This window comes from Nostoc cycadae WK-1, from assembly GCF_002897135.1.
In the GTDB taxonomy this organism is placed as follows: Bacteria; Cyanobacteriota; Cyanobacteriia; order Cyanobacteriales; family Nostocaceae; genus Nostoc_B.
Window position 1 is genome coordinate 120,013 of record NZ_DF978432.1, and the last position, 24,919, is coordinate 144,931.

The 24,919-nt window shown below is 41.9% G+C and carries 23 protein-coding genes; 4 read left to right on the forward strand and 19 right to left on the reverse strand.

Annotated elements, in window-relative coordinates; all coding sequences use genetic code 11:
- Window positions 1-61: 61 nt before the first annotated feature.
- From rppB to NCWK1_RS18290, 10 genes are all read right to left on the reverse strand, one after another.
- Window positions 62-1,462, reverse strand: coding sequence for a two-component system sensor histidine kinase RppB (rppB, locus tag NCWK1_RS18250; protein WP_102205967.1), 1,401 nt, complete (start codon window positions 1,460-1,462; stop codon window positions 62-64).
- On the reverse strand, window positions 1,440-2,177 hold the full coding sequence (gene rppA, locus NCWK1_RS18255; protein WP_017307559.1) for a two-component system response regulator RppA: 738 nt from the start codon (window positions 2,175-2,177) through the stop codon (window positions 1,440-1,442). The genes rppB and rppA overlap by 23 nt, the downstream gene beginning before the upstream one ends.
- A gap of 31 nt (window positions 2,178-2,208) precedes the next feature.
- Window positions 2,209-2,652, reverse strand: a complete 444-nt coding sequence (locus tag NCWK1_RS18260) for a DUF2808 domain-containing protein (RefSeq protein WP_017307560.1) — start codon at window positions 2,650-2,652, stop codon at window positions 2,209-2,211.
- Window positions 2,653-2,980: 328 nt separating this feature from the next.
- Entirely contained in the window at window positions 2,981-3,967 is a 987-nt protein-coding gene (locus NCWK1_RS18265) for an RpoD/SigA family RNA polymerase sigma factor (RefSeq protein ID WP_017307561.1), read from the reverse strand.
- Window positions 3,968-4,012: 45 nt separating this feature from the next.
- Window positions 4,013-4,801, reverse strand: coding sequence for a hypothetical protein (locus NCWK1_RS18270; RefSeq protein ID WP_017307562.1), 789 nt, complete (start codon window positions 4,799-4,801; stop codon window positions 4,013-4,015).
- A gap of 192 nt (window positions 4,802-4,993) precedes the next feature.
- Entirely contained in the window at window positions 4,994-5,152 is a 159-nt protein-coding gene (locus NCWK1_RS29645) for a hypothetical protein (protein WP_187308177.1), read from the reverse strand.
- Window positions 5,153-5,162: 10 nt separating this feature from the next.
- Window positions 5,163-6,077, reverse strand: a complete 915-nt coding sequence (locus tag NCWK1_RS18275) for a cation diffusion facilitator family transporter (protein ID WP_073597754.1) — start codon at window positions 6,075-6,077, stop codon at window positions 5,163-5,165.
- 11 nt (window positions 6,078-6,088) lie between these two features.
- On the reverse strand, window positions 6,089-6,448 hold the full coding sequence (locus NCWK1_RS18280; RefSeq protein WP_073597753.1) for a DUF190 domain-containing protein: 360 nt from the start codon (window positions 6,446-6,448) through the stop codon (window positions 6,089-6,091).
- Between the two features lie 33 nt (window positions 6,449-6,481).
- Window positions 6,482-7,024, reverse strand: coding sequence for a hypothetical protein (locus NCWK1_RS18285; protein ID WP_073597752.1), 543 nt, complete (start codon window positions 7,022-7,024; stop codon window positions 6,482-6,484).
- A 35-nt stretch (window positions 7,025-7,059) separates the two neighbouring features.
- Window positions 7,060-10,179, reverse strand: coding sequence for an efflux RND transporter permease subunit (locus NCWK1_RS18290; protein ID WP_103125699.1), 3,120 nt, complete (start codon window positions 10,177-10,179; stop codon window positions 7,060-7,062).
- Window positions 10,180-10,469: 290 nt separating this feature from the next.
- Between NCWK1_RS18290 and NCWK1_RS18295 the strand changes: the two genes are divergently transcribed.
- The gene (locus NCWK1_RS18295; protein WP_103125700.1) at window positions 10,470-11,156 is read left to right on the forward strand and encodes a protein kinase family protein; all 687 of its coding nucleotides are present in this window, start codon (window positions 10,470-10,472) and stop codon (window positions 11,154-11,156) included.
- Between the two features lie 425 nt (window positions 11,157-11,581).
- Here NCWK1_RS18295 and NCWK1_RS18300 read toward each other — a convergent pair whose 3' ends face one another.
- Both NCWK1_RS18300 and NCWK1_RS18305 read right to left on the reverse strand, forming a co-directional pair.
- Window positions 11,582-12,265, reverse strand: coding sequence for a tetratricopeptide repeat protein (locus NCWK1_RS18300; RefSeq protein WP_103125701.1), 684 nt, complete (start codon window positions 12,263-12,265; stop codon window positions 11,582-11,584).
- Between the two features lie 86 nt (window positions 12,266-12,351).
- Window positions 12,352-13,677 carry an Nramp family divalent metal transporter gene (locus NCWK1_RS18305; protein ID WP_103125702.1) on the reverse strand — a complete coding sequence of 442 codons (1,326 nt, stop codon included), beginning with the start codon at window positions 13,675-13,677 and terminating at the stop codon, window positions 12,352-12,354.
- A gap of 280 nt (window positions 13,678-13,957) precedes the next feature.
- Between NCWK1_RS18305 and NCWK1_RS30460 the strand changes: the two genes are divergently transcribed.
- The 3 genes from NCWK1_RS30460 (at window position 13,958) to NCWK1_RS18320 (ending at window position 16,686) form a co-directional block, all read left to right on the forward strand.
- Window positions 13,958-14,149, forward strand: a complete 192-nt coding sequence (locus NCWK1_RS30460) for a CbtB domain-containing protein (RefSeq protein WP_103125703.1) — start codon at window positions 13,958-13,960, stop codon at window positions 14,147-14,149.
- 318 nt (window positions 14,150-14,467) lie between these two features.
- A complete protein-coding gene (locus NCWK1_RS18315) occupies window positions 14,468-15,634 on the forward strand; it encodes a hypothetical protein (protein ID WP_103125704.1) in 1,167 nt (388 codons plus the stop codon).
- A gap of 131 nt (window positions 15,635-15,765) precedes the next feature.
- Window positions 15,766-16,686, forward strand: coding sequence for a cation diffusion facilitator family transporter (locus tag NCWK1_RS18320; RefSeq protein ID WP_103125705.1), 921 nt, complete (start codon window positions 15,766-15,768; stop codon window positions 16,684-16,686).
- Window positions 16,687-16,779: 93 nt separating this feature from the next.
- Here NCWK1_RS18320 and NCWK1_RS18325 read toward each other — a convergent pair whose 3' ends face one another.
- The 7 genes from NCWK1_RS18325 to NCWK1_RS18355 form a co-directional block, all read right to left on the reverse strand.
- On the reverse strand, window positions 16,780-17,451 hold the full coding sequence (locus tag NCWK1_RS18325; protein ID WP_103125706.1) for a L,D-transpeptidase: 672 nt from the start codon (window positions 17,449-17,451) through the stop codon (window positions 16,780-16,782).
- Between the two features lie 698 nt (window positions 17,452-18,149).
- Window positions 18,150-19,001 carry a CPBP family intramembrane glutamic endopeptidase gene (locus tag NCWK1_RS18330; RefSeq protein WP_103125707.1) on the reverse strand — a complete coding sequence of 284 codons (852 nt, stop codon included), beginning with the start codon at window positions 18,999-19,001 and terminating at the stop codon, window positions 18,150-18,152.
- 121 nt (window positions 19,002-19,122) lie between these two features.
- Window positions 19,123-20,772 carry a group II intron reverse transcriptase/maturase gene (gene ltrA / locus NCWK1_RS18335; protein WP_103125708.1) on the reverse strand — a complete coding sequence of 550 codons (1,650 nt, stop codon included), beginning with the start codon at window positions 20,770-20,772 and terminating at the stop codon, window positions 19,123-19,125.
- Between the two features lie 771 nt (window positions 20,773-21,543).
- Window positions 21,544-22,104, reverse strand: a complete 561-nt coding sequence (locus tag NCWK1_RS18340; protein WP_245894931.1) for a ZIP family metal transporter — start codon at window positions 22,102-22,104, stop codon at window positions 21,544-21,546.
- Window positions 22,105-22,505: 401 nt separating this feature from the next.
- On the reverse strand, window positions 22,506-23,498 hold the full coding sequence (locus NCWK1_RS18345; protein ID WP_103125710.1) for a cation diffusion facilitator family transporter: 993 nt from the start codon (window positions 23,496-23,498) through the stop codon (window positions 22,506-22,508).
- 72 nt (window positions 23,499-23,570) lie between these two features.
- Entirely contained in the window at window positions 23,571-23,834 is a 264-nt protein-coding gene (locus tag NCWK1_RS18350; protein WP_103125711.1) for a TFIIB-type zinc ribbon-containing protein, read from the reverse strand.
- A gap of 142 nt (window positions 23,835-23,976) precedes the next feature.
- Window positions 23,977-24,912, reverse strand: coding sequence for a vitamin K epoxide reductase family protein (locus tag NCWK1_RS18355; RefSeq protein ID WP_103125712.1), 936 nt, complete (start codon window positions 24,910-24,912; stop codon window positions 23,977-23,979).
- Window positions 24,913-24,919 lie beyond the last annotated feature (7 nt).

Here is a 24,919-nt window from a genome sequence, read left to right on the forward strand (position 1 = left end):
AGGAGTTTACTCTACTAGATTCTCTAGGAGAGTATTCAATTCTCAATTGCTTGCGCGATCGCTAACCCAAATCCAGATCCCTCAGTACGACGCGATCGCTCGCTTCGTCTGTCAAGGGTAAGTGAACGATGAAGGTGCTACCCTTACCAATTTGGCTTTGCACCTGTATACTACCTCCATGAGCCTGAACAATTGCTTGCGCGATCGCTAATCCCAATCCAGATCCACCAGTACGACGCGAGCGATCGCTATTCACTCGATAAAAGCGGTCAAAAATCCGCTTTTGCTCGTGCGATGCAATACCAATACCTGTATCTTGAACTTCAATTACAGCATTACCGTTGCTGCGTTTGAGGATAACAGTTACATAACCGCCAGCAGGGGTGTATTGAATAGCATTGGCAATGAGATTAGAAAGCACACGCAACAGTTGGTCTTCATCTCCCATCACGTATAAAAGCTCTTGGCATAACACCAAAGATGTTAGCTGCAAAGAAGCCGCAGCCGCTAACGCTGAAAATTCTTCTATGAGATCATTAATCAAAATATTCAGACAGCAATGTACTTGTTGTGTCGCTAGCGTTTGCTGTTCCAATCGAGACAGTAACAGCATATCCTGAACTAGTTCAGCTAGTCGATGATTTTGACGTTGAATAGAGGCCAAAACATCTCGCGCCTCCTCCGGCAGATAATCCATATCAAATAAAGTTTCTACCGTTGCATTAATCGCTGCTAGAGGAGTACGCAACTCATGAGAGGCATCAGACGTAAACTGTTGCATTTGTTTATACGAAGAGTCAATTGGCCGCATTGCTAACCCCGCCAGCCACCAACTAGAACCGCCAACTAACAATACCGTAATTGGCAATCCCACCGCCAAAATTAATTTCAAAGCAGCGAGACGATTATCAAGGTCATTGAGATTGCGCCCTACCTGAATATAGCCCCAATCTTGATTATCTTGAGTGTGCAGCAGTAGAGACTTTTGACTGTAACGATTGCCTTGTAAGTCTTTGACTGTTTGCCACACTTGGGTTTCCACAGTCGGTGGCAGTTCATTAGCTTGGAAACCTGCTACCGCAATTAAACGTCCTGAACCATCGACAAAACGGATGTAATATTGCTTATCTTTATATACAGGACTAAAAATACCGTGTTCATTATGGGTGCTTTGACTGTGGCTTAGGATCTTTTGGGTAGGACAACTGGACTCAGCTAAACAAATATTTGGTAAAACTTGCTGGAAAACTAGCTCTGTAATACCAGGTTGTTTCAAATTCGGTTCAATTACATCATGTAGTGTACCTGCTACCGATTCCAGTTCCCGGTTGATAGAAACCACATAAGCATCAATGATTACCTCGTAAACTACGAAACCGCATAAGGATAGAATTAGAGCCATAACTACCGCATACCAGGTAGCCAATTGCCAGCGAGTCTTACGAAATAGTCGAATCTGCATTGCCAGGATTGAAACGATAACCCATACTAGGAACAGTTTCGATTAGCCCATCACAACCATATTCCGATAATTTGCGTCGCAAAAGTCGGATTTGAGCTGCTACTACATTACTAACCCGTTCTGCACTAAAAGCGTACAGATGATTTAAAATTTGGTCGCGGGTAATAACTGTATTGGGACGTTTCATTAAGTATTCTAATAATTGGAATTCTTTTTTTGTTAAATAAATTATTTTATTTTCACCATTAGGGTACTGTCGAGAAACTGTACAATTACCGCAGTCTAGGATCAGACCACCAACTTGCAATTGTAAAGACTGGAACTGAGACGTAAGTGCTGTACCTCCAAAGGAAGATCGCCTTTGCAAAGCCCGCAACCGTGCCAGCAGTTCTACCATGCCAAACGGCTTGATCAAATAATCATCTGCCCCTGCATCTAGTCCTGCTACCTTATCTGCCATGCTATCTTTAGCAGTTAGCATCAGCACGGGTAAAGCATCACCCCGATCCCGTAATCGCTTACATAGTTCTATGCCTGACATTCCTGGTAACAACCAATCAAAAATTGCCAGTGTATATTGAGTCCAATCATGTTCTAGATAAGTCCAGGCTTCATTTCCATCCAAAACCCAGTCAACAATATATCTTTCTTTACTCAACTTTCGCTGAATCGATGCACCCAGATCCGGCTCATCTTCAACAAGCAAAACTTTCATAAGCAGCAGATGTATTTTAGTAATTTATTCATTAAATTACACGCAATTGAGCGACACCAATTGGTAACTCTGCATTCGTACCAGCGAAAATGGTAGATATCTTGTAGAACTTATCACCAGTAGTCACTGCTGTTTTTTTAACATTATTCATCTCTACGATGATGGTAGTTCCAGAAGCGACTGATTCGGCAAACTCTAATGTAGCTTTTTTGCCTTGAATAGAAACTTTTGCAGCAATTTTTTTACCAGATTCCTCGGACACATCAATATTTTCTCTGAGAACAATGTTAGCTGGAGCTTCGATAATTAGCTGAGAAATAGCCTTGCTATTTTCGGGAACTGCTATTTTTAAAGTATGCCTGAGAATTCTCCAGTGGCGAATACCTTGAGGAGATTCCACTAGGCTAATAACGTGAGGAAAGCTACTAGATTGTGGTGTAGAATTTGCATAAGTAGCTGGAACTAAAACTGCCATAGTCAAGGCAAAAATAGCAGTATATCTCAGTATTCTAATCATTGCGCTTTTATAATCACTTTACTAGATCCATCAATCATCAGAATCATCTTCGTTGAAAGATGTTACCTCTTAATAGCTTGACAAAGTGAGATGAAATTTGGGTGAAATTTTAGCTAGTTACAGGGATTTTTTTAAAAAACAAATAAGTGACCTTTGATGGATCTGTAACTTTTTCCTAAACGTATCTCTTTATAGTCTCAAAGCTCTCTAACCTCGTTTCAGCTTATAACGATATTGACAAACAGTTGAAGAACCAAGATGTTCGTACTGATGTTTTGTCATATATTTAACTGAAAATATAGTGTTGTAGATTTGTGTGGCAAAGACGGAGGTAACTCAGTGCTTGTTTTTCTAAGTAACGAACTCTCCTCTCACTAATGTTGAGATGTTGAGCTACCTGCGTCAAGGTGAGTTCGCAATTATCTTCCAAGCCATAATGCAAAATTAGGACTTGTTGCTGCTGTAGAGTTAATTCTCTCAGTGAGAGATAGATATCTTGACGCATTAAATTTTGAGTTACTAGGATTTCAGGCGAGGCTTCTGGAACTTCTGTTAAAAGTTCTTGCAATTCTGTGTCTTCGTTATCACCCACTTGTTTATCTAATGAAACAGGTTGACGATATATCATCACAAGTTCGCGGATTTGGGCAGGTTTTAATTTCATTTTTTCTGCAATTTCAGACATACTAGGACTGCGCTTTAGTTTTTGAGATAATTCCCTTTGCACTTTTTTTAGTTTGTTCAACTTTTCGGTAATATGAATTGGCAGTCTAATAGTTCGTGATTGCTGAGATATTGCTCGTGTCATTGCCTGGCTAATCCACCAATAAGCGTAGGTAGAAAATTTATAGCCACGAGTGGGGTCAAATTTCTCTACGCCACGTTCTAAACCTAATGAACCTTCCTGAATTAAATCCATCAACTCCAAATTTCTTCTTTGATATTTTTTGGCAATAGCAACCACTAAACGAAGATTTGCTGCCATCATCTTTTGCTTTGCCTGTGTACCTTGCTGAAAAATATTCTTCACTTCTATTTCACTAAGCTGTACATATTTGGCTAATTCTTTTTGAGAGGGTTCGTGGTTGAGTTGTTTCTTCAAAGTTTCTTTCTTCTTCTGTAACACCATCATCTGCTGTACCTGTTTGCTATATACAATTTCTTCCTCATGAGTCAACAATGGTACGCGAACAATATCTTGCAGATAATTCCGAACTATATCTGTGCTGAATTTAGTATTTGAAGTTGTTGTAATCATGTTGAGAGTTGGCATAATTTCAGTATTTTTTGTATGTAAAGATTTAGATATATTTATAAATTATTCATTCATGTTATGGTAAGTAGCCACAGCTGAAGGAGAACTGCGATTGAGGTAGCGGAATATCCAATATTTAAAAACTGTATCCATGATTACTGGAACAGTAGCAATAAATAAAGAAGTAAGACTTTTGTTTTCTGGTAAACCGTAATGCTTTAAAGTACTTTCTATAATTATTTCCCATCCATAAGGAGAGTGAAAACCGACAAATATATCTGTAGATAGAATAATTAAAAAAGCCTTAGCGGAGTCGCTTAGACTATAAGTTATATCGCCAGCAAAAGACATAAGAATGGATAGCTGCTGCTTACCTATTAAGATTAAAATAATTAATGTGATGGCTGTAAGTATATCTGTAAAAACATTTGTTACTGCATTAATACTTTTAATTTTATTGTCTGCTACTAACGCAATAGCTTTTTTCTTAATCTTCTTTTGAACAAGCTCGTCAGAGAATGTGGTGATTTTACTTATTCGAGCTTCAAAATAAACACTTTGCTCAAATCTTTTGAGTTCCGCTAAAGCTTTTTCTTCTTGAGAATAATTTAAGAAAATATTTAACTCTTGTGAATTCCAAAACTTCTCAATTAGGGGAGCGATGAAAAAGTTTCTAGAAAGCTGATTTATCAGTAATGGAACTACAATCAGAATTAACAGAAAACGGAGGTAGGAAATTGTTTGCAGTCGAGAAACGCGAAACTCTTCGATAGCCTTTGCTTCGGCATTTGGATCTAACGTCTGTTGAAATTTTCCTATCGTCCGCAGGATAGAGCGAGGAATAAAGCTCATCTTTTGAGATGATGACTTTGATTTCATCTTAATTTATAAGCATCACAATTCTAGTTGCACCCATAATTTAGTGAGACAACTGTGGCATTTTAAATAGCTATAAGATTTAAAGTTTAAATCTCTAAACTCTACTTTACAAAAACAGGATGAAATTAAGATGAAAAATCCGTATTTTATAAAAATTTTCCAGATTTAGTTATTTTCGTATATATTAAAAACGGCAAATTTTACTTGAATAACTATTACTTTTACTTTGATGATTGGCGATCGCAAAGCTAAGATGATTGGGTATTCAGTCACAGTAACTATTCTAAATGCGATCGCCACCAAATTCTCTATCCATATACTCAACTCAATTGATTTAAACCACGTTTTCTTGAGCAAGAGGACATGGATAACTTGGATCGCCTGTTTCTATCTGAATTGTAGTGTGTTCGATACCAAAATGGTCGTGAAGTTGTTGATTTACCTCAACTAAAAAAGCATCATTAGGATTTCTAGTAGGCATAATTAAGTGAGCAGTGAGAGCTGTTTCTGTGGTACTCATTGCCCAGATGTGCAAGTCATGAACACTAGATACACCAGGAAGTTCAGCTAAGAATGTACGGACTGCAAGTGGTTCAATACCTGCTGGTACTGCATCTGTGACTAAGTTCAAAGATTCTTGGAACAATTGCCAAGTACTCACAATAATCACGACAACGATCATCAAACTTACAACTGGGTCAAACCATAGCCAACCAGTGGTAACAATCGCAATACCAGCCAGGACTGCACCCAAAGACACCGCCGCGTCAGCAACTAAGTGAATAAAGGCTCCCCTAATATTCAAGTCTCTTTCACGACCAGGCAGAAACATCAAGGCACTTCCCATATTGATGGCAATACCTACCGCAGCCACGCCGATAATTGTACTACCTGATACTGGACTAGGTTGAGCAAAACGCTGTATGGCTTCCCAGGCAACTGCACCAGAAGCTACAAGTACGAGGATAGCGTTTAATAGAGCTGCTAAAATCGAGGAGCGACGTAACCCGTAAGTGCGGCGTGGTGTCGGTTGGCGACGACCGAGGAAGCTTGCTCCCCAGGCAAGTAACAAACCTAGAACATCACTCAAATTGTGACCAGCATCGGCAAGTAAGGCAAGGGAATTGGCAGCTAACCCATAAATTACTTCAATGACAACAAATCCAGTGTTGAGAGCAACGCTAATAATGAAGGCACGGTTGTAATTAGTCGGTTCGTGGCTGTGTCCGTGACTGTGATTGTGAGACATGAATACTGCCCTTAAAGCGTTACTAATGGCGAAAGAATTTCTATGCTTTGACAAGTGACAAACTTATCTTTAAGCATATCTTTGACCAAGGAAAAAAATTCGGTTATTACACTTTCACTATCAATAACTGTAATGACAAGTGGTAGCACAGAAGACTCAATAGATGGATCTAGCTCGTTCATAGTGCGAAAAATTCCATGTTTGCCATATCCAGAAATTGCTCGCATCACCGTCATCCCTGTTATTCCCTGTTGGCGGGCGATTCCCAATAGAGTTTGGTGAAGTGGTTGGTGCTTCCAACTATCAGACTCACTGATATAGATTGTTAGCTCCTTCCATTTAATTGGTTCGTAATTGTACTGTTGAACCATAACTGTTATCCTATCGCTACCACTTGCTATTAATTATCGCTTGAAGGTAAAGCGACCGTTTACTTTTTCACCATTGACATCAGAAAGAATAGCAACTTTATATTCACCTGCTGCTTTTTCAGAAAGTACAGCATGGTAATGTTGTTCTTTAGCTTCATAAGTGAGGGGAAGCGATTTTTGACTACCATCAGGTAGCTGAACTTGAGCAGTTACTTTTGCATCCGAAACTGTAGTATGTTTTTCTCCTTTCTTTAAATAGAAATCTAAATGAGTTTCATTATCCTTTGCTTCAGTAACAAACTCCAAATGATACTGCCCAGACTCTAAAACTTGACCGCCATGTGAATGTTCACCTTTACCATCTTCGGAATGCTCAAGAGCATTATTTTTACTATGAGAATGACCATCATTTTCCGAGTGATTATCTTTCGCTGCGATTTCAGTTTTGGCAGCCGTTTCTGTTGTTAATGCCGATTTATTCTCTGAATTTATAGCTTGATTACTGCCACTACAAGCACCTAAGAAAAGCAAGCTTACACTACCTAAAATTACGAAGCTGGGTTTCAAAAATTTCATTGATTTACATTCCTCAATTTTTGGTCAATTAACAACTAAAAACTTGCCTCTCCTGCAATTTCTGGCTGAATAATTGGCTCAGTCTTTTTCGGCACCAAAAATCTACCAAACTGTACATACAAAGCCGGAAGCACTAACAGGGTTAAAGCGGTTGAGGTAAACAATCCACCTAACACTACAACGGCTAGCGGCTGGAGGATTTCTTTTCCGGCTCCGCTACCAATTACCAAGGGTGCCATACCCAGAGCCGATGATAGCGCCGTCATTAAGATAGCAGCCAACCTTTCTACTGACCCTTCCATCAAAGCCTGTCGCAGAGGTTGTCCTTCTGCCATCCTAGAATTGTAGTTCTCAACCAGTAATAGTCCATTACGTGTAGCAACGCCGAATAAGGTAATAAATCCTACCATTGAAGCTACAGAGAGAATACCACCAGTTAAAGCGATGGAAATGACTCCACCCACTAAGGCTAAGGGCAAGTTTATCAAGATCATGATGGTGGCAGGAATCGACTTGACAGCAAAGTAAATCAGAACTGCAATAGCGACAAAAGCTAATCCACCAGCCGAAAGTAAAGTTTTTGTAGCTCCTTCTTGTGCTTCAAATTGACCGCCGTATTCAATGTAATAGCCGGGAGGTAATTGTACTTCTTGCTTAACTTTGTCCCGGATATCTTTAATCACAGAACCTAAATCACGTCCAGCCACATTGCTGGAGACAACAATATAACGAGAGACATTCTCGCGGTTAATAGTATTGGGGCCTGTACCGTAGTCAATTTTTGCGACTTGGGCTAAGGGAATTTTTTGTCCGTTGGGTGTATCAACTAACAAATTACCGATAATTTCAATATTGTTACGGTATTTCTCTTGCAACCAAACCACCATATCAAAGGTTTGTTGTTGCTCCAATACTTGGGAAACGACTCGCCCATTCAGTGCAGTTTCTATTATCTCTGACAATTCGCCAATAGTTAAACCATAGCGGGCTGCTGCATTGCGGTCGAATTGAATTTGTACCTGTTTAATTGGTACTTGCGGTTCTAGTTGCAAATCTACTAGACCCGAAACACCGCCCATAGCTGATTGTACTTGTTGACCAAGGGTGCGGAGTTCTTCCAAATCGGGTCCAAAAATTTTCACAGCGATCGCACTCCGTACCCCAGAAAGCACTTCATCCATCCGGTGCGAAATGAACCCGCCGATATTGGGAACGACTCCGGGAATTTTATCAAATTCTTTACGAATCATTTCAATTGTTTTTTCTCGATCTTTTCCTCCCTCCTCGCTGAGTTGGACATCTATTTCCGCCCCGTTTACACCAGCTACCTCAGTATCCCCTACAGCCCGTCCAGAGCGCAATTGAGCCGTTTCAACCCCAGGATTTTTTTTCAGGGCTTCTTCGATCGCTAACCCTACTTGATTAGTCGCATCCAGAGATTGACCAGGCATTAAAACTGCGGCGATTACTAAAGAGCGATCTTGGAATTCTGGTAAAAAAACTTGCCCTAACGAGAGTAGAATCATCGTTGAAGCCACAAAGGCAGCGATCGCACCTGTCAAAATAATCTTGGGGCGACGAATAGAAAATTTCAAAAGTGGACGATACAGGCGATGAGAAAGTCGTTCAACCCAAGTTTCTGTACTTGGTAAACGCCGATTTACTAGCAAAAGGGCGCACAGTGCTGGAGTCAATGTCAGTGCTACTAAGGTAGAAGCACCAATTGACAGCAAATAAGCTACAGCCATCGGTGTAAAAATCCGACCTTCTACACCGGAAAGAGCAAAAATTGGTGCAAAGACGACTGCAATAATGATTGTCGAGAACAGTACGCTTACCCGCACCTCCACTGAGCCATTAAAAACAACTTGCAGTGGTGGTACAGGATTGCCTGCTATCTGGTTTTCTCGCAAACGGCGGTAGACATTCTCCATATCGACAATTGCGTCATCCACCACCGAACCAATCGCAACAACCAATCCGCCCAAAGTCATTGTATTGATGCCTTGTCCTGTCCAATTCAGGATCATCATTCCTAACAACAAAGACACAGGAATTGCGCTCAAACTAATAATCACCGTGCGCCAGTTCATCAAAAATAAAATCAAGATGACACAAACGATGATCGTGCCATCACGCAAAGCTTCTTCAACATTCTTAAGCGAAGCTTCGATAAAATCTTCCTGACGGAAAGTAGTTGTAATTTTGACATCTTTGGGCAGACCTGCTTGAATTTCCTCCATTGCTTTTTCAGCCGCCTTCGTTACTTTTGGCGTATCTGCTGTTGGCTGTTTGTTGACTGTCAAAATTACCGCTTTTTTACCCGCAAAACTGCCATCGCCGCGTTTGAGTGCTGCACCTATTTGTACATCTGCCACTTGTTCCAACAGAACTGGTGTGCCATTTTTGGCTTTAATTACTGATTTTTTCAACTGCTCGATAGATTCAATCCGCCCTACCCCTCGCACCAATGTTTCTTGGTCAGGAGTAATTAAAAATCCCCCTGGTGCATTGGCGTTAGCTGCTTGTGCTGCCTTGGTGACATCATCAAGGGAAACATTAAACGCCTTCAGCTTATCTGGGTTTACCAGCACTTGATACTGACGTTCATCCCCACCAAATATGACGATATTACTTACACCAGGGACAGCTAGCAGGCGGTTCTTCACTTGCCAGTTGACAATCCGCCAGACCTCCATCAAAGGAGTGGTTTCAGAAGTAAAGGCGTATTTGACAGTCCATCCCAAGGGGGAACTAACCGGCAGAACCTCTGGGTCTTCTACACCTTGCGGTAGTTGACTGCGTGCTTGTTGCAACCGTTCCGTTATCAATTGGCGGGCGCGATAAATTTCTGTATCCAAGCTAAAAGTCGCTCTCACAGCCGAAAGACCTACGGCTGAGGAAGAACGCAATGCTTCTAGTCCGGGAGTACCGTTAATCACACTTTCTATTGGTCGAGTAACTAGGGATTCAACCTCTTCTGGTGCTAGTCCTGGAGCTTCGGTCATAATTTCCACTTGCGGTGGAGCAAAGTTGGGAAATACATCCAGTGGCATTTGTGTAAGGACGAGAAAGCCCCAAACAGATATGAGGATGGAGGCAATAACCACTAGCCAGCGTTGAGCAATCGACCATTTAACAATAGAATTAAGCATTTTTAGAAGCGTTAAGGGATGTCTGCTTGCTGTGCAGCTAAGTAAGTTTAAAGATCAAGTACTTTACCTACTCTCCCAAATGAAGATGAAATTGAGATGAAATTTTTAGCTTCAACTTAAAGTTGCCCCACGTCTGTCCCTTCAGGAAGCGTGGGATGAATTTTTGAGCATTGTTACAAACCATCAATGGCAAACGTCAGCTTTGATGATTTTACGTGATTCCAATTGTTACCGTAATAGTTGACATAAAGTAGTTTAATTTCTTCTTGGGTGTAAGATACTTATCCAATATGGACAAATCGCCTCCAAAGCAGCTGCTTGAAAGTATTTATCAGCAACTACTGCCTAGCTTACAAATTGAAAGCGTCAATCCCCGGAATCCAATCAAGGTTAGCTATCTTCCAGAACCCTGGCGGCTGCTTGGTAAAGGAAATTATGCCGCAGTAGTCTATCACCCTAACCACTCTGAGTCTGTAGTCAAGATTTATGCCCCAGGACGGCCAGGCTATGAAGAGGAAGTAGAAGTTTACCATCGTCTAGGTTCTCATCCGGCATTCTCTGAATGTTTCTATGCTAAAGATGCCTTTTTAGTCTTGAAACGGCTTTATGGAACAACGCTCTATGATTGTATGTACTTGGGTTTACCTATTCCCAAACAAGTAATACAGGACATCGATAAAGCTCTTGACTATGCTCAAAGTCGTGGACTCCACCCTCATGATGTCCACGGTCGTAATGTCATGATGCACCAAGGCAAAGGATTAGTCGTAGACATCTCAGATTTTCTGCATCCAGAAGCCTGCTCAAAGTGGAATGACCTGAAAAAGGCTTATTACTGCCTATATCTCCCCGTGTTTTACCCACTTCGATTGCGCGTACCATACTTTGCCTTAGATATGATCCGCAAATGTTATCGTCTAGGAACTTCTTTCAAAACTTCCTGTCTTGACATCCTCACCGGGCTAAAGCAACGGTGATTTATCTAGCAATCAAACAGACTTAACTGTTTATATTCTAGCCAAAATAATTACCCAATATAGAGTTAATTGTATAGCCAAGGGTGACGCTATTCACAAAAACTAAATTTTATCCAGAATTAAGTTCATTTTTATTAAAGTCGAACTCGGTTATCATACCCAAGTCTCATTTGTCAGACAATTCAATCGCCAGGGGAAAAATAATAGAGAAAGTGACAACACAAGCGGGTGTTACCCTTTGGCGCGTATGAGCTAAATCAGCAGACTATCAATAATGTCTTTCAATCACAAAATGGCGGTAATAACTGGAAAAAATTGAGCTAAAGCAGCCCATAGTTTCCTCAACAATTCGATAACAAAATTGAATAACCCAACTATTTCGTAAGGTTTTTTGAAAAGTTGGGTTTGACAATTATTTGAATTAGTTACATCTGAATCTGCTGAAGGAGAGCTTGTGTTTGCTGATACCTTGGGGTATCTCCTTGCCGTTGAAACAGATTTGCAGCTTGCTGTAAATCGGTAATGGCGCTTTTGCGATCGCCTAAAGCATATTCAGCAAGTCCTCGGTTGCCGTAGGCATCAGCTAAGTTGGGGTTGATTTGTAGTGCTTGGTTAAAATCTGCGATCGCCAGTTTATGATTTCCCTGTCTATAATTCAGAAAGCCCCTATTGTAGTAAGCATCTACAGACTTTGGATCAATTCTTAGTACCTGGTTAAAGTCGGTAATAGCCGCTTCAATGCTTCCTAGTTCCGCATGAGCAGTCCCCCGGCTGTTGTAAGCATCTGTATGATTGGGATTTAATCGCAGTGCTTGATCGAAGTCAATAACGGCTGCTTTAAAATCTCCTAATTGAGACTTTGCCAAACCTCTTAGGCAAAAACCTTCGTAGTATTTGGGATTTAACTGTACTACCCGACTAAAATCTTCTATCGCGCCGTTGAAGTTACCTTGCTCAAGCTTTTGCACACCCTGGTTATAGTATTCCTGAAAATTCATCTGTTGGATGCGCGTTGGTGCTTCCTGTGCAGCATAGACAGCAACAGGTATTCCACTCAGTACGCTAGTTGTTATTCCTAAGATGATAGTAGCTTTGTGAATATAGTTCATAGCTTGACTTTCTCCTTGATAGATATATCAAGACAGATGCACGGGATTGTCCTCGACTAGATCCATCCTAAGCGGTTTAAACAGATTTAGAGATTTAAACCCAGCCAAACCAAAATACTTTGTAATAGCAACCAAACATTTAACCCGACGATAATAATAGCAACCAGCCAAGCTAGAGATTGGAGCCACAAAGGATTTACAAATTCTCCCATTAAGCGACGGTTACTCGTAAACATTACCAATGGAATTACTGCAAAGGGTAACTGCAAGCTAAGGATAACTTGACTAAGAACTATGAGGCTGCTTGTGCTATGTTCTCCAAAGATAATAATTGTAATCAACGCTGGAATGATAGCAAGCAGACGTGTAACTAAACGCCGTAACCAGGATGGAAGGCGAAATTGTAAAAAGCCTTCCATGACAATCTGCCCAGCCAGAGTTGCAGTTAGTGTCGAACTTTGCCCAGAAGCAAGTAAGGCAATCCCAAAGATGGCACTAGCAGCACTAACACCTAACAATGGTGAAAGCAGTTTGTAAGCTTCTTGAATTTCTGCCACATTCTGATTACCAGAAAAATGAAATGTAGCGGCAGATACAATTAAAATCGCTGAGTTGATAAACAGTGCCAATGATAGAGCAAAAGTTGAATCAATTGTGCCAAACTTAATTGCTTCCCATCTTTTTTCAGTAGTAGGTTGCCAATCACGGGTTTGCACAATAGAGGAGTGTAAATATAAGTTGTGAGGCATCACTGTCGCGCCTAAAATGCCAATGGCAATGTAGAGCATTTCTGGATTTTGTAAAATATCTTTCTTAGGCAGATACCCCAACAAAATCCCCCCCATATTAGGTCGGGAGAACAGAATTTCTGCTGTGAAACAAAAGCCTACGGTTGCTACCAGCATTATTACCAGGGCTTCTGTATAGCGAAAGCCTTTACTTTGCAGGAATAGCAATACCAAGACATCCAGCGCAGTGATGCACACACCCCATACCAAAGGAATACCGAATAAAAGTTGCAGGGCGATCGCACTTCCCAGCAGTTCCGCCAAGTCACAAGCGGCGATCGCAATCTCACACAGTATCCACAAACAAAAACTTACCCTTTGGCCAAAATAGTCCCGACAAGCTTGCGCCAAATCTCGCCCCGTAGCAACTCCCAAACGTACACATAGCGATTGCAGTAATATCGCCATCAGGTTCGACAGCAGAATGACTGTCAACAAGGTATAGCCAAACTTAGCTCCCCCAGCGATGTCTGTTGCCCAGTTTCCAGGGTCTATATATCCCACTGCAACCAGATATCCTGGCCCTGCATAAGCCAGCATTTTGCGCCAAAAGCTCTTGCTGTTAGGGACTCTGATGCTGCGGTGAACCTCTGGTAAGCTGGGTTTGTTTTCTGGGATAGTCATCTATTCTGCCGGAGAGTTTTTCATATTTCTCTCATAATGTCAAAAAAACTGGCAGAAATATCAATATACTCAATATAGATATTGCTCTATGCACTCATGCATAAAAAGAAGTATTTTTAACTATCATCAAAAATATTTATGTGAAGATTTAGCCAAGTCAAATTGCATAACACATTTTATACACCCTTGTCAAAACAAGGCTGATCGTATATGTTTTTGCAATCAAGTAGTAAAGTGCCTTGATTGATGAACTAGCCAATTTAACTATGGAAGGTCAAAAATGACTGCTTTTTCTTCTAATCCAGTATTGCAAAAGACCGCAGGTATTACCCTATCCAAGCCTGTTCAAGTAACTCTTTACATGCTGCTATCTTCTTTGGTTATCTGGACTGTATTGTTCTCTACCTATCCTGCGGTTCACAATACAACTCACTCAGTACGTCACCACACTTTAGGCGTTGCATGTCATTAAATCATCATAATTCTGAGATTTTTTAGATGTATTCAAGTTTACTAAAACGCCCAACAAATTAAGGACACTAAAATGGCGCGGCTTTCGCGCCAATGTTTTTACTACCAAATCAATTTAGATTTGTAGATATGCTTCGCTTACGATTTCTACATTGTCTTAGCTTAATTTGATAGCATGTTTAATTTATCACTTATACTTTGACTGTAATTTTTCCACTTTTAATCAACAGAAGCATTATTAGGTGGAATGAGTTCATTTAGCGCTGTCAATGTATCGGTACTAAAAGATACGCATTTTGCACACAGAAGGCAAGATTTTATGAAAAAATATCGACTGTTTGGGGCGATCGGCGCTGTTTGCATCGCGTTGTCAATTCTTTATTCCTTTGTAGGGGTTTCCCAAACTCCTGCACCCAGAGTGCTACTTTCTACTAATCCACCTTTAGAGCATATTCTTCCCTTTGAAGCAGAAGCACAAAAACAACAGTCTCCTGTTACCTTAACGTTACAAGCTGTTGATGCTGCGGGTAAACCTTTAGAAAATGCTTTAATCAGTTTACAAATTCTGACACCACAGCCCCATCCTTGGTTGACAACAGATTTTCCGATTGTTGAGGGAACAAAATTGCTGCAAATGGATGCGGCTGCACCTGATGGAAAGCTAGAAGTTGAGCAGATATTACCGATTCGTGGTAATTACCAATTGCGGGTGAATGTGTCACCTTTGATAGCAAACGCTTTTGCTCCATATCAGCAAACCTTGAATCTAAACGTCCACGAAAATCCAGTCAAGTATAAATATTTTGCTGTTGTCGCAGCTATTTTACTATCACTTGGATTGTTGGGTGGTTGGGTTATCGGCGGACAACAAGAACTGCGACAAGGAGAAATTGCACCAACCTCAGTGCGTTTGCTATTAAGTGCCTTAACAGTAGTGGCTATAGTAACTCTGTTGTTTATTAACATTAGTGCAGAAGTTGCTGAAGCTCATGGCAGCGAACACAATAGCACTACTGAAGCTATTGCACCCTCAGTCCAGAAATCTCAGGGGTTGTCAGTCCGCCTTGAGGGAGATAAAAACGCAACTGTAGGCAAACTTGCTAATCTAACAGTGCAGGTGAAGGATAGCGCAACAGGTCTACCTATTAAAGATGTCACGTTACAAGTCAAAGCGATCGCTCTAGAACATGATTTCACAGTCTTTGCATACAAAGGAATTCCGAACGCAGAAGGCAAGTTAACGTGGCTAGAACAATTTTTTGATGGCTCACCTCACAAAGTTGAGGTGTCAGCAACTCCCAACCCTGGTTCTAGTCGTCAATTTTCTGAGGTGAAAGTAGCCCAAGAGATAGAAGTTAAGGGAATTGCACCACCGATTTATATCCGGCTGATTGGTTTATTCTACTTTACTGCCATTGTCGGTATTGGTATGGCAATAGGATTGCTAATACAACAGCGGCGAACACCAAAAGTGAGGGTAAGCTAGTATCTAGCACTTTATTCTCAATCTAGCTAAATTTAATTAGTATAGGAGCGCCTCCGTAGTCATCTTAAGGATGATGAAGGTTAAAGCAAGATTTGTTACTGTTAGCTCTGAATCTCTGTTGCTTGACCTTAATGAGTAGTCGAACAGCTCGCTCTTATGCTTTCTTGTCGATTGTAGCGGCAGTCGTCACAATTGTCCTGAAGTTTGGGGCTTACCTGCTAACTGGTTCGGTAGGGCTGCTCTCAGATGCCATTGAGTCGTGTGTGAATCTCGTGGCAGCACTGGTGGCACTGTGGGCATTGACCTATGCTGCTAAACCAGCTGATGCAGAACACGCCTTTGGGCATTCCAAAGCTGAATACTTTTCGAGTGCAGCCGAAGGCATATTGATTATAGTGGCAGCCATCATTATAGCCATTGAAGCTTGGGGACGCTTGTTGCATCCAGAACCGCTAACCCAGATGGGATTAGGATTAGTACTCTCGCTCTTGGCAACGGCAGTCAACGGCGTTGTTGCCTTTGTTTTGCTGCGGGCGGGGCGGCGGTTACGTTCCATTACACTCAGGGCTGATGCTCACCACCTGTTTACTGATGTATGGACTTCAGGTGGTGTAGTACTCGGAATTCTTCTGGTTAAGGTAACAGGCTTAGACGTGCTTGACCCGATTATCGCTCTGTTAGTAGCAGCAAATATTGTCTGGACAGGATTTCGTTTGCTGCGGGAAACTGGTTCCGGGCTGCTGGATGCTGGCTTGCCTTTTGAAGAAATTGACGTAATTTTCAAAATTCTAAACGAATACAAACGCCAAGGTATCCAATTCCATGCGCTGCGAACCCGCATTGCTGGAACGCGCCGCTTTGTCTCCTTCCATGTTCTTGTACCTGGAGCTTGGACAGTTCGGCAAGGGCATGATTTGTGCGAGGTGATTGAGCTTGCCATCATCCAGGCATTGCCTCTAACGAGTGTGACAACACATTTAGAACCTTTGGAAGACCCTACCTCCTGGGATGATCTGGAGTTGGAGCGGACGAGTAACAAGTTGCAAAGATGACTGGATAATCACTACCAGCTATAGTTTCAGCCCCTGCGTCTAGTCCAACTACCTTCTTTGCCATGCTATTTACTCTTGATTCCTGACTATTTATTAAGGGCGTACCTCCACTGGTGTCCCCATTTTTACCTGCTTATACAACAATCGGACATCAGGATTACGCATTCTCAAGCAACCGTGGGATACGGCAGTGCCTACTTGTCCACTATCCGGTGTACCGTGAAAGCCAATTTGATTACGTCCATCTGACCAAAAACCAACCCATCGGTCTCCTAAAGGACTATCAGGACCAGGTGGAAATACTTTGCCAGTAATCGGGTGACGCCAGATGGGATTGAGTTGCTTGTGCATTACCTGAAAAGAACCTGTGGGAGTTTCCCAACCCTTCTTACCTACACCGATTGGGTAACTAGCTATGACCTGCTCTAAGCGGTAAATATAAACGCGGTAATCGCTTAAATCAACGACTACTTGCATCTCATTAGTGGCAAGGTTACTGGATGGTTTTTGTTTAGCTGAAACTTGAGCCAATAATGATGGAAGCAAGTTATTTACAGTTGTATTTTGTTTCTTACTCTGTATCAAGCTCCTTGGCGTCTTTGCTACTGAAGCTTCAATAGCTATGGCATTTCCACTTGTAGCCGCCTTACTATAAGGTTTCATAGAAGCACTAATGCGCCAATGGACAGCGAGAGATAGAATTGCTGTACCAAAACAGAGCAACATCAATATACGCCCTACAGATTGATTTCTTACCATTACTATTGTCTATTCTCTTCATCAGATTCAGCCGATGCCTGGTTGCATTGAGAATTAAGTTTTATTTTATGTCAGAGTTGATCAACTTATCACTACTAGGTTATTTTGTGATTGCATAGGCTAAATTTCAGTAGCTTAAGTCTCTAATCATCACTTATTTCTAGAATATAAAATCCTACTTTTCAGTTTTGGCACCTGTTTCTGTAGTTGATTTTGCTGCATCGGCGTTTTTATTAGCTTCTTGATTACTGCCACTACAAGCGCCTAAAAAAAACTAGCCTACACTGCCCAAAACGATTAAGCTAGTCTAAGGCTACAAACAGCGTGCAGCCTAGAGTTTTATTGATATTTGATAAGCGTGGCATCGCATTTTATTGGAACCTTCTCACAAAACCACTACCTGCGTTAAAAGACAAGTTGTCAAACTTACTTTGTGGGGGCATTTTAACTCCTGAGCCAGTCTGAGAATTATTATTATTCTATAAAGTCAAAAATTAAAATAAAATTATTAACCATCCAATAAATGATAGGAATGATTCTAATTTTCAAAAAAACTTATCCTCACACAAGAAAGCTAAAATAGCATTAAACCAGCAACAAAACAAAGAAAATAAAATTTTATCTACTAAGAGAATTTTTATAGAGCGTTTGATAAAAATCATTAAATTCTTTTGATAGGTGACTCACTGGCTTAGGCATATTAATTAGCTGTATTTATGCCGTCGTTTAATTACTGAAATTACGTGTAATCCCAGAGCGATTAAAATAAGAAACAGCAACCCCATTATTCCTGCTAGGGGATTGCGGTCAATACCCGTTATCCAAACGGGAACTCTACCTGTGTATAATAACAAATCCCCTACATTGATAATGTAGTAGCCCCAAACTAAACCTGCGTGTAATCCAATAGCAAATCCTAACTGCCCCTTACACAATTGCCTTGCCCACCCCAATGTTAGACCAAGCAGCAATAGCCCTGGAAAACTAGGTAAAGTCCGCAAAATTTCTGCCCAAGGTTTGATGAAATGCAACACTGCATAAATGGTGCTGCTAGCCCATAAAGCCGCTTTAGAACCATAATCAAATTGCAATTCATCCATTAACCAGCCTCGAAACAGCAGCTCTTCTGCTAACCCAACTCCCAAAGCTACAAGCAATCCTTCCAGTATAATCTTGGGTAAAAATTGGGGAGTTTGTTGCCAAATTAACCAGCCAAATTTAGCTTCCAAGAAAAACAGGCACAAAAGGCTGATTAGTCCCAAACATAGTCCCCTTAATAGCTCCAACCCGTTCTTCCTAGTTCGTACTAAACCGTGACTCTCAAGTGGGTGGGGTAAGAAATGAACTTTTGTTCCCCATAGTCGCAGGAGAAACACGAAATCGCTATACAACACGAGCATAGTAATGATACTAACTGTGTTGCCAGTACCCCAAAGTAAGTAGATAGGTGCAGCAAAAGGTAGCCATAGTACGAGCAAAGCCAGCACAAAGATACCTAACCGCGCGGGTGCGGGATAGCGAGCAAAATAAGCAAAGTTCAAATTAGGTGTTGGCATTTGATCAATTTACTATCGAGAGTTCTCATCTGAGCTTCTCGTTGGGTAAGGTTTGAGCGTCACCGCTCTCCCCTCCCCTGAGAACCGTGCGTGAGACTTTCGTACTCACACGGCTCAAGCCTTACTTCAAGCGAGTTGACTTGGTTTTTGAATGTTCCTGTTTATGACACGCTTTGTGTAAATGCTGAAGGTTTTCTAGGTCGTCTAGTCCACCTTGGGCAACAGGAGATATATGATGGGTTTCAATTTCTTCCCCATTGAATAATGGTTCACCGCAGATTGGACAAGTCCAATTTTGGTTCTGAGCGATTTTATGGTTCCGAGAGTTTTTTTCCCAGTAGCTCTTTCCATATTGTTGGTAGCGTTTTTCCCAATATTCTCCGAGTGAGGGGTCGTCTGGTGAGGCTTTACCCTTGACCTTTACATGGCGTTCGATGGGCGTGTGCGCTATTGGGTATAGGATTAAATCCTTTTGTTTCCCTCGGCGGTCGCTGGTTGTTGTAGCGAACGTCCATTTATTGCCATTGATGGTTTTAAAGTAACGCTTGTGTACCCATTTTGTATTTTTGTTTGGGTGTCTACGCTTTGCCCAACGCCAAAGGTATTCCCATGTTCTGCTTTTAACATAGGCGAAAGTTTCTTTGCTTACTACCCCTTTGTAATAGTTAGCAAAACCACGGAGAATTGGATTAAGTTTTTGAATAACTTTCTCTTGTTCGCTCCCATTCATTGCTTTAATTTCTTTCCCAATTCGCTTACAAAAATCTAGGACTTTTTTCTTCGAGGGTTTGATAAGCAGTTTGCCATTGTAGTGGCGGTGGTTGAAACCAAGAAAATCAAAACCATCTTCCATTGACGTAATTAGCGTCTTCTCCGAACTGAGTTCGAGTCCTCTTTTAGATAACCATTGCTGAATCTGAATTTGGGCAATTTCGAGACAGGATTTATCTCTAGCTGTAACGATAAAATCATCAGCATAGCGAACCACTCCAAGTTTTGGATTGGTGGATTTTATGAATGTTTCTAATCCATGCAATCCGATATTGGCAAGTAGGGGCGAGCAAACCCCACCTTGTGGTGTACCAGTGTTCGTTGGGTTAAATTTCCCTCTGAACAGAAATCCAGCTTTTAACCATCCTTCAATTAGGTTCCTTTTCGGAAACTTGCTAATCATGTTTAGGATGGATTCATGGGCAATATTATCAAAGAATCCTTTAATATCAGCTTCTAAAACCCATTTGTCTCTATCGCTTTTCAGTCTGATATAATTCTGACTAATTGCATCTAGGCAACTTCTACCGAGTCGGAATCCATAAGAATTTGGTTCAAACACGGCTTCCCATTCAGGTTCTAGTGAGTTAACTATTATTGCTTGTTCGATTCTGTCCCGCACGGTTGGGATTCCGAGCGGTCGTTTCTTACCGTTGGATTTGGGTATCTCCACCCGTTTTGTAGGTTGTAGATTTCCGCCGTTCCAATTATTAACTAAAATCACTCTTTGCTCTGGGGTATTGATTATTTCTTTATCAATTCCTGCCGTTGCTTTGCCTTTATTGGTTTGAGTAATACGTCGAACAGATAATAATAGATTTGCGTAGCTTCTTTGCATCAACTTCTGTAAGTTTCTCAACTTTCGGAAGTTACCAAGTTCTCTTGCACGAAAGATTCTATGTCGTAGATTCTTAACAAGCTTGTTAACTTTACGCCAATTAATTTCGCTCCAGTTTTCAAGTTGTTTCTTTAGTCCGTTTGTAGACATTACTGCCTGCATCTAACTTGTCCTCGGATTAAGTTTCTTTGACATTTAGTTCTTTCGTATAAGACCCAGATGAAGTCTGCTTTCCTTTCGGTTAGAGGCAAATTTTGAACCTCTATCCTATCCATTACAGATAGGCCTTCGCTTTTTCATCCATCCTCTCCCCTCCAGAGATTTCTGCTTTCCTTACGGTTGGCTTACTAGAAATATCGACATTTTCTAGACTCTGTAGGGTTTACCCCGTTGTGTCGTTTAGTTTTTATGTCATCAATTAGGTGCTATTTCTTCTGCGGCAAGATTTTGTTCATACGATATTTAAAACAGGGAGTTAAATATCCGCTTGCTTACCTTTTGGTTGGAGCTTATCAGCCTTATTTAGCTCCTTGCTGGATAACGCAGTTTAAAACAATAGTTCACGTTAGTTCACCGTTTGATGACTCTCTCTCGCTCCTAACCGGCTTAGGCTGCTAGTCTCGGTTACTTTCGGGGTCTGCACTCCGTCTGTTTCGTTACCTACTTGGACGTGACCAGACTCTCGCAGAGTCTTTTCCGTGAGAGTAGCGGGTATGAATCCGCTAGGGAAGTGGGCTTCCCTTTCTAAACGACCAGTTCGGGTCGCACCCCTATACCCAGCTTTTGTCCATAAGGCACAAGCCCGCGAAAAAAGCACTCTTGCGTATCAAGGAAATTGTTGCTATACGACGCTTATTTTGGCGCTTTCGCCCCCCAGGGCGTGCCTCAACAGGGGCATTTTTTTATTAAATCTCCCTAACATCAATCAACCTACTACAGCGTTTCCTCGATAATAATTAACAACAAGAACCCCACAAAGAATGTTGCAGTGGTTAAGGGGGTGTCGGGTATTTCATGTGCTTCAACTAGCAGTTCCTCTGTTACCAAGTACAGCAGTGCAACTAGCCCAAACGCAAAGAATCCTGCCAATGTAGAACCTGAAAGCCCCGCAAGCAAAACCACACCTATCACAGCACCGAGTGGGAGCAACAAGGCAATCCCAAAAGTTGTAGCTATTACCTTCCCACGCGATGCCTTAGCTTGGCTGAGCATAGCTGCAACGGACAAACTGAGGAACAAAAGTTCGATAGTCAAAGCAATAGTGAGCAAGATTCCTTCTTTAGCTCCCGCCGCAAACCCAATCCCAATAATGAGTCCATCAATCAGAACATCTACACCCACCGTTGCAATCAAACTTATGTAGCCTTCGGCTTTCTTCGCCAGTTCCTTCACGGCAAGCATTACCAAAACTCCAAGTCCACCACCAATCACGACCGCCCATAACGACTTTTCGTGGACTACATTCGGCAACAATTCACCCGCTGCTGCTGCCACTACCACACCCGCTGCAAAATGCTGGACATAGCTTATTAGCCTCGCTCCCGGCGTTCGCCATGCAGCAATTACCCCACCTACGGTAGCCGATGCCACGGGGATCAGGGTGTAGGTCAACACATTCAGGAGTACGCTAGCCAATGTTGTACCCTCTATGGTTATTGAAACGCTTAATGGAAGACATAATATCCAATTCTCAGTTTCGAGCCGACTTGCTATTTCTTGTTGGAAAAATTGCCTGACCTGATAGGCTTTGGAAATAAATACTCTCAGATGTAATCAGTAACACCCCATAACTCAGTGCCTGAAAGACATATAGCCTTTGCGTATAGCCAAACAGCACCTGCGGAATTGACTGTCTATTTAATATCAATATTTGTCATAAATACTACATTAATTGATTAATTACATATTCCCTCAACGCTAACGACATCGCTTTCATCAAAAGCTACTATCTGTACAGTAGATTCGCTAATGCCAAACTCTTGAGTTAAGTAGTTTTGCAACTGAAAGAGCAGTCTATCACGCTCTTGGGCGCTCAGAGATTCCACAGCCAATTGGGCGCATAGCGTCACTTGCCCAGATGTAATTGTCCAGATGTGTAGCTTTTGCACTTGTCGGACGCCTGCAAGGGAACTCAGGGCAGCTTCAACCTTAGCCACGTCAAGGTTGTGAGGAGCATATTCCATCAGAATTCTCAAGCTATCCCGAACTAAGGGAATAGCACTGAGCGTGATCAGACAGGCAACGAGTAAACTGGCGACGGCATCTGCCCACAACCAATTGAAGTAATAAACGGAGATTGCCGCTAGAATTACACCCACGGAACTGGCAGCATCGGCAATTACATGAAGGAAAGCACCCCGCAGATTTAGGTCATGATAGCTATCAGAGTGTAACAAGCCGATGTTCAAGCTGTTAATTACAAAACCCAGTCCTGCTACCATCAGCATCGGTAAGCCTAACAATGGCTCTGGGGATTGGAAGCGATTGATGGCTTCCCAAGCAATGAAAAGTGCGATCGCTATCAGTGCCAATCCATTCAACAACGCTACCAAAATTTCTAAGCGCTGATATCCAAAGGTAGCTTGACCTACGGCAGGACGTTGCGCCAGCTTTGTTGCCAGTAGCGTCAATCCCAGAGCAACCAGATCCGAGAGTAAATGCCCCGCACCAGCTAGAAGTGAAAGGCTGTGGCTAATTAGGCCAACTCCCAGTTCCACCACGAAAAAAATACTCCGCAGTCCCAAAACCATCCAAAGGAGCCGTAGCTTTTGTGTAGCTTGTGTAAATTTTGTATGGCTCAGATGGGATGGTCTGTCGTCACGATCAGCGATCAAGTTGTTAACATCACAACATTCTTTTGATAAATGTGTCGTTTCATTAGAAATCATTTGATTCAATACGAAAACTAAGCCAATTTGGACATCACTGAAAAAAGAGCGTTCGGTAAGAGAAATTGCTAATTAAAAATCAAATAATTCTCCTAGAAATGATTTACGTTTACGCTCACCTCGATACTCTTCTCTTTGATGCCTACCTCGATCCCCTTCTTTATAATGTCCACCTCGATGATCTTCACCTTCAAAGGGCATCGTAGTTGATCGTTCAATCAGTTTCTCAAGTTCACCACGGTCTAACCAAATTCCTCGGCATTCAGGGCAGTAATCAATTTCAACCCCCTGACGATCTGCCCGTCTTAGTTCAATGTGACAAACAGGACACTTCATAATCTTCACCTCGTTGAAAAAATTTAACTTTACAGTCTACAGATATCGGCTTGCTACAGTTGCTATAAGTAGCAGATAAAACTAGAAGCAATTTGTATTCTCTAACCCGTTGTTCTATAAAGCTTTCTTCGCAATTCCTAAGCTAAGGTTGAGAAACCGTATTCTTAAAATTACGGGGTCTGCTATAGCCAGATAACTCTGCTAGTTTCTCCAAAGATTGTGTACCAGAGTAAGATTGACCATTGATTTCCCAGGTTGGATAGCCCTTAACTTTGGCGGCTTGGCAGCGGTCTGTCTGTGGGTTTTTGCCCTTGGGGTCACACTCAATGTAATCGATTTGACTAAACGCCTCTTGACCAAACAGTTGCTTCTGCGCGTGGCAGTGGGGACACCAGTATGCTCCATACATTTTGACTCCCGCCTGTTTCAAATGCTGTGCTAGAGCTATTTCTGCTGCGCCGGAAGTGGTGGTAATAGGTAAGCCTGCTTCTCCAGGAATAGAACTGTTGATTTTAGCAACAGGGTTATTAACGTTAGCATAAATACCCAACGTCCCAATTAGGGTAATCATCCCAACTACGATCGCAACAAAAAACAATTGCCCAATGTCCTCCCAATCACGACCGATTAAAGTTAGTACAAATAGGCTGGTGGAGAAGAGTGCCGAGGCGACGCAATAGATACAAACTACCTTGATTTGGAAAGTTAGCAGATACATCAAGTAGCCGCTGAAAATCATCATTGCCGTTGCACCTCCAAACATCAACAGCCAGGTCCAGTTCTCTAGTTTTGAAGGGAGTTGTTTCTTGTGTGTTGACTTCACAAATAGAGGAGTAACTGCAAAAACTATCAGGCTGGCGTAGGCGAGGAAGCCAAACAGGGTGAGAGGTAGACCAAAAACCGTGGCATAAGGGCTTGAGAGAACCCGATCGCATCCACTGGTAGGACAGACAGCCGTTCCTCCTGCTAACTTGACCGTTGTTAAATAAGCCGTTACCACTACACCCACAGTGGCGATCGCTGCTATTAGCAGACGCGACCAGCGATGAATCCAGGAAGTAGAACGTTGGCGACTCATGACACTA

Coding starts and splice junctions, on each gene's coding strand:
- rppB (WP_102205967.1), bottom strand. CDS start 1,462: ATGCAGATTCGACTATTTCGTAAGACTCGCTGGCAATTGGCTACCTGG.
- rppA (WP_017307559.1), bottom strand. CDS start 2,177: ATGAAAGTTTTGCTTGTTGAAGATGAGCCGGATCTGGGTGCATCGATT.
- NCWK1_RS18260 (WP_017307560.1), bottom strand. CDS start 2,652: ATGGCAGTTTTAGTTCCAGCTACTTATGCAAATTCTACACCACAATCT.
- NCWK1_RS18265 (WP_017307561.1), bottom strand. CDS start 3,967: ATGCCAACTCTCAACATGATTACAACAACTTCAAATACTAAATTCAGC.
- NCWK1_RS18270 (WP_017307562.1), bottom strand. CDS start 4,801: ATGAGCTTTATTCCTCGCTCTATCCTGCGGACGATAGGAAAATTTCAA.
- NCWK1_RS18275 (WP_073597754.1), bottom strand. CDS start 6,077: ATGTCTCACAATCACAGTCACGGACACAGCCACGAACCGACTAATTAC.
- NCWK1_RS18280 (WP_073597753.1), bottom strand. CDS start 6,448: ATGGTTCAACAGTACAATTACGAACCAATTAAATGGAAGGAGCTAACA.
- NCWK1_RS18285 (WP_073597752.1), bottom strand. CDS start 7,024: ATGAAATTTTTGAAACCCAGCTTCGTAATTTTAGGTAGTGTAAGCTTG.
- NCWK1_RS18290 (WP_103125699.1), bottom strand. CDS start 10,179: ATGCTTAATTCTATTGTTAAATGGTCGATTGCTCAACGCTGGCTAGTG.
- NCWK1_RS18295 (WP_103125700.1), top strand. CDS start 10,470: ATGGACAAATCGCCTCCAAAGCAGCTGCTTGAAAGTATTTATCAGCAA.
- NCWK1_RS18300 (WP_103125701.1), bottom strand. CDS start 12,265: ATGAACTATATTCACAAAGCTACTATCATCTTAGGAATAACAACTAGC.
- NCWK1_RS18305 (WP_103125702.1), bottom strand. CDS start 13,677: ATGACTATCCCAGAAAACAAACCCAGCTTACCAGAGGTTCACCGCAGC.
- NCWK1_RS30460 (WP_103125703.1), top strand. CDS start 13,958: ATGACTGCTTTTTCTTCTAATCCAGTATTGCAAAAGACCGCAGGTATT.
- NCWK1_RS18315 (WP_103125704.1), top strand. CDS start 14,468: ATGAAAAAATATCGACTGTTTGGGGCGATCGGCGCTGTTTGCATCGCG.
- NCWK1_RS18320 (WP_103125705.1), top strand. CDS start 15,766: ATGAGTAGTCGAACAGCTCGCTCTTATGCTTTCTTGTCGATTGTAGCG.
- NCWK1_RS18330 (WP_103125707.1), bottom strand. CDS start 19,001: ATGCCAACACCTAATTTGAACTTTGCTTATTTTGCTCGCTATCCCGCA.
- ltrA (WP_103125708.1), bottom strand. CDS start 20,772: ATGCAGGCAGTAATGTCTACAAACGGACTAAAGAAACAACTTGAAAAC.
- NCWK1_RS18345 (WP_103125710.1), bottom strand. CDS start 23,498: ATGATTTCTAATGAAACGACACATTTATCAAAAGAATGTTGTGATGTT.
- NCWK1_RS18350 (WP_103125711.1), bottom strand. CDS start 23,834: ATGAAGTGTCCTGTTTGTCACATTGAACTAAGACGGGCAGATCGTCAG.
- NCWK1_RS18355 (WP_103125712.1), bottom strand. CDS start 24,912: ATGAGTCGCCAACGTTCTACTTCCTGGATTCATCGCTGGTCGCGTCTG.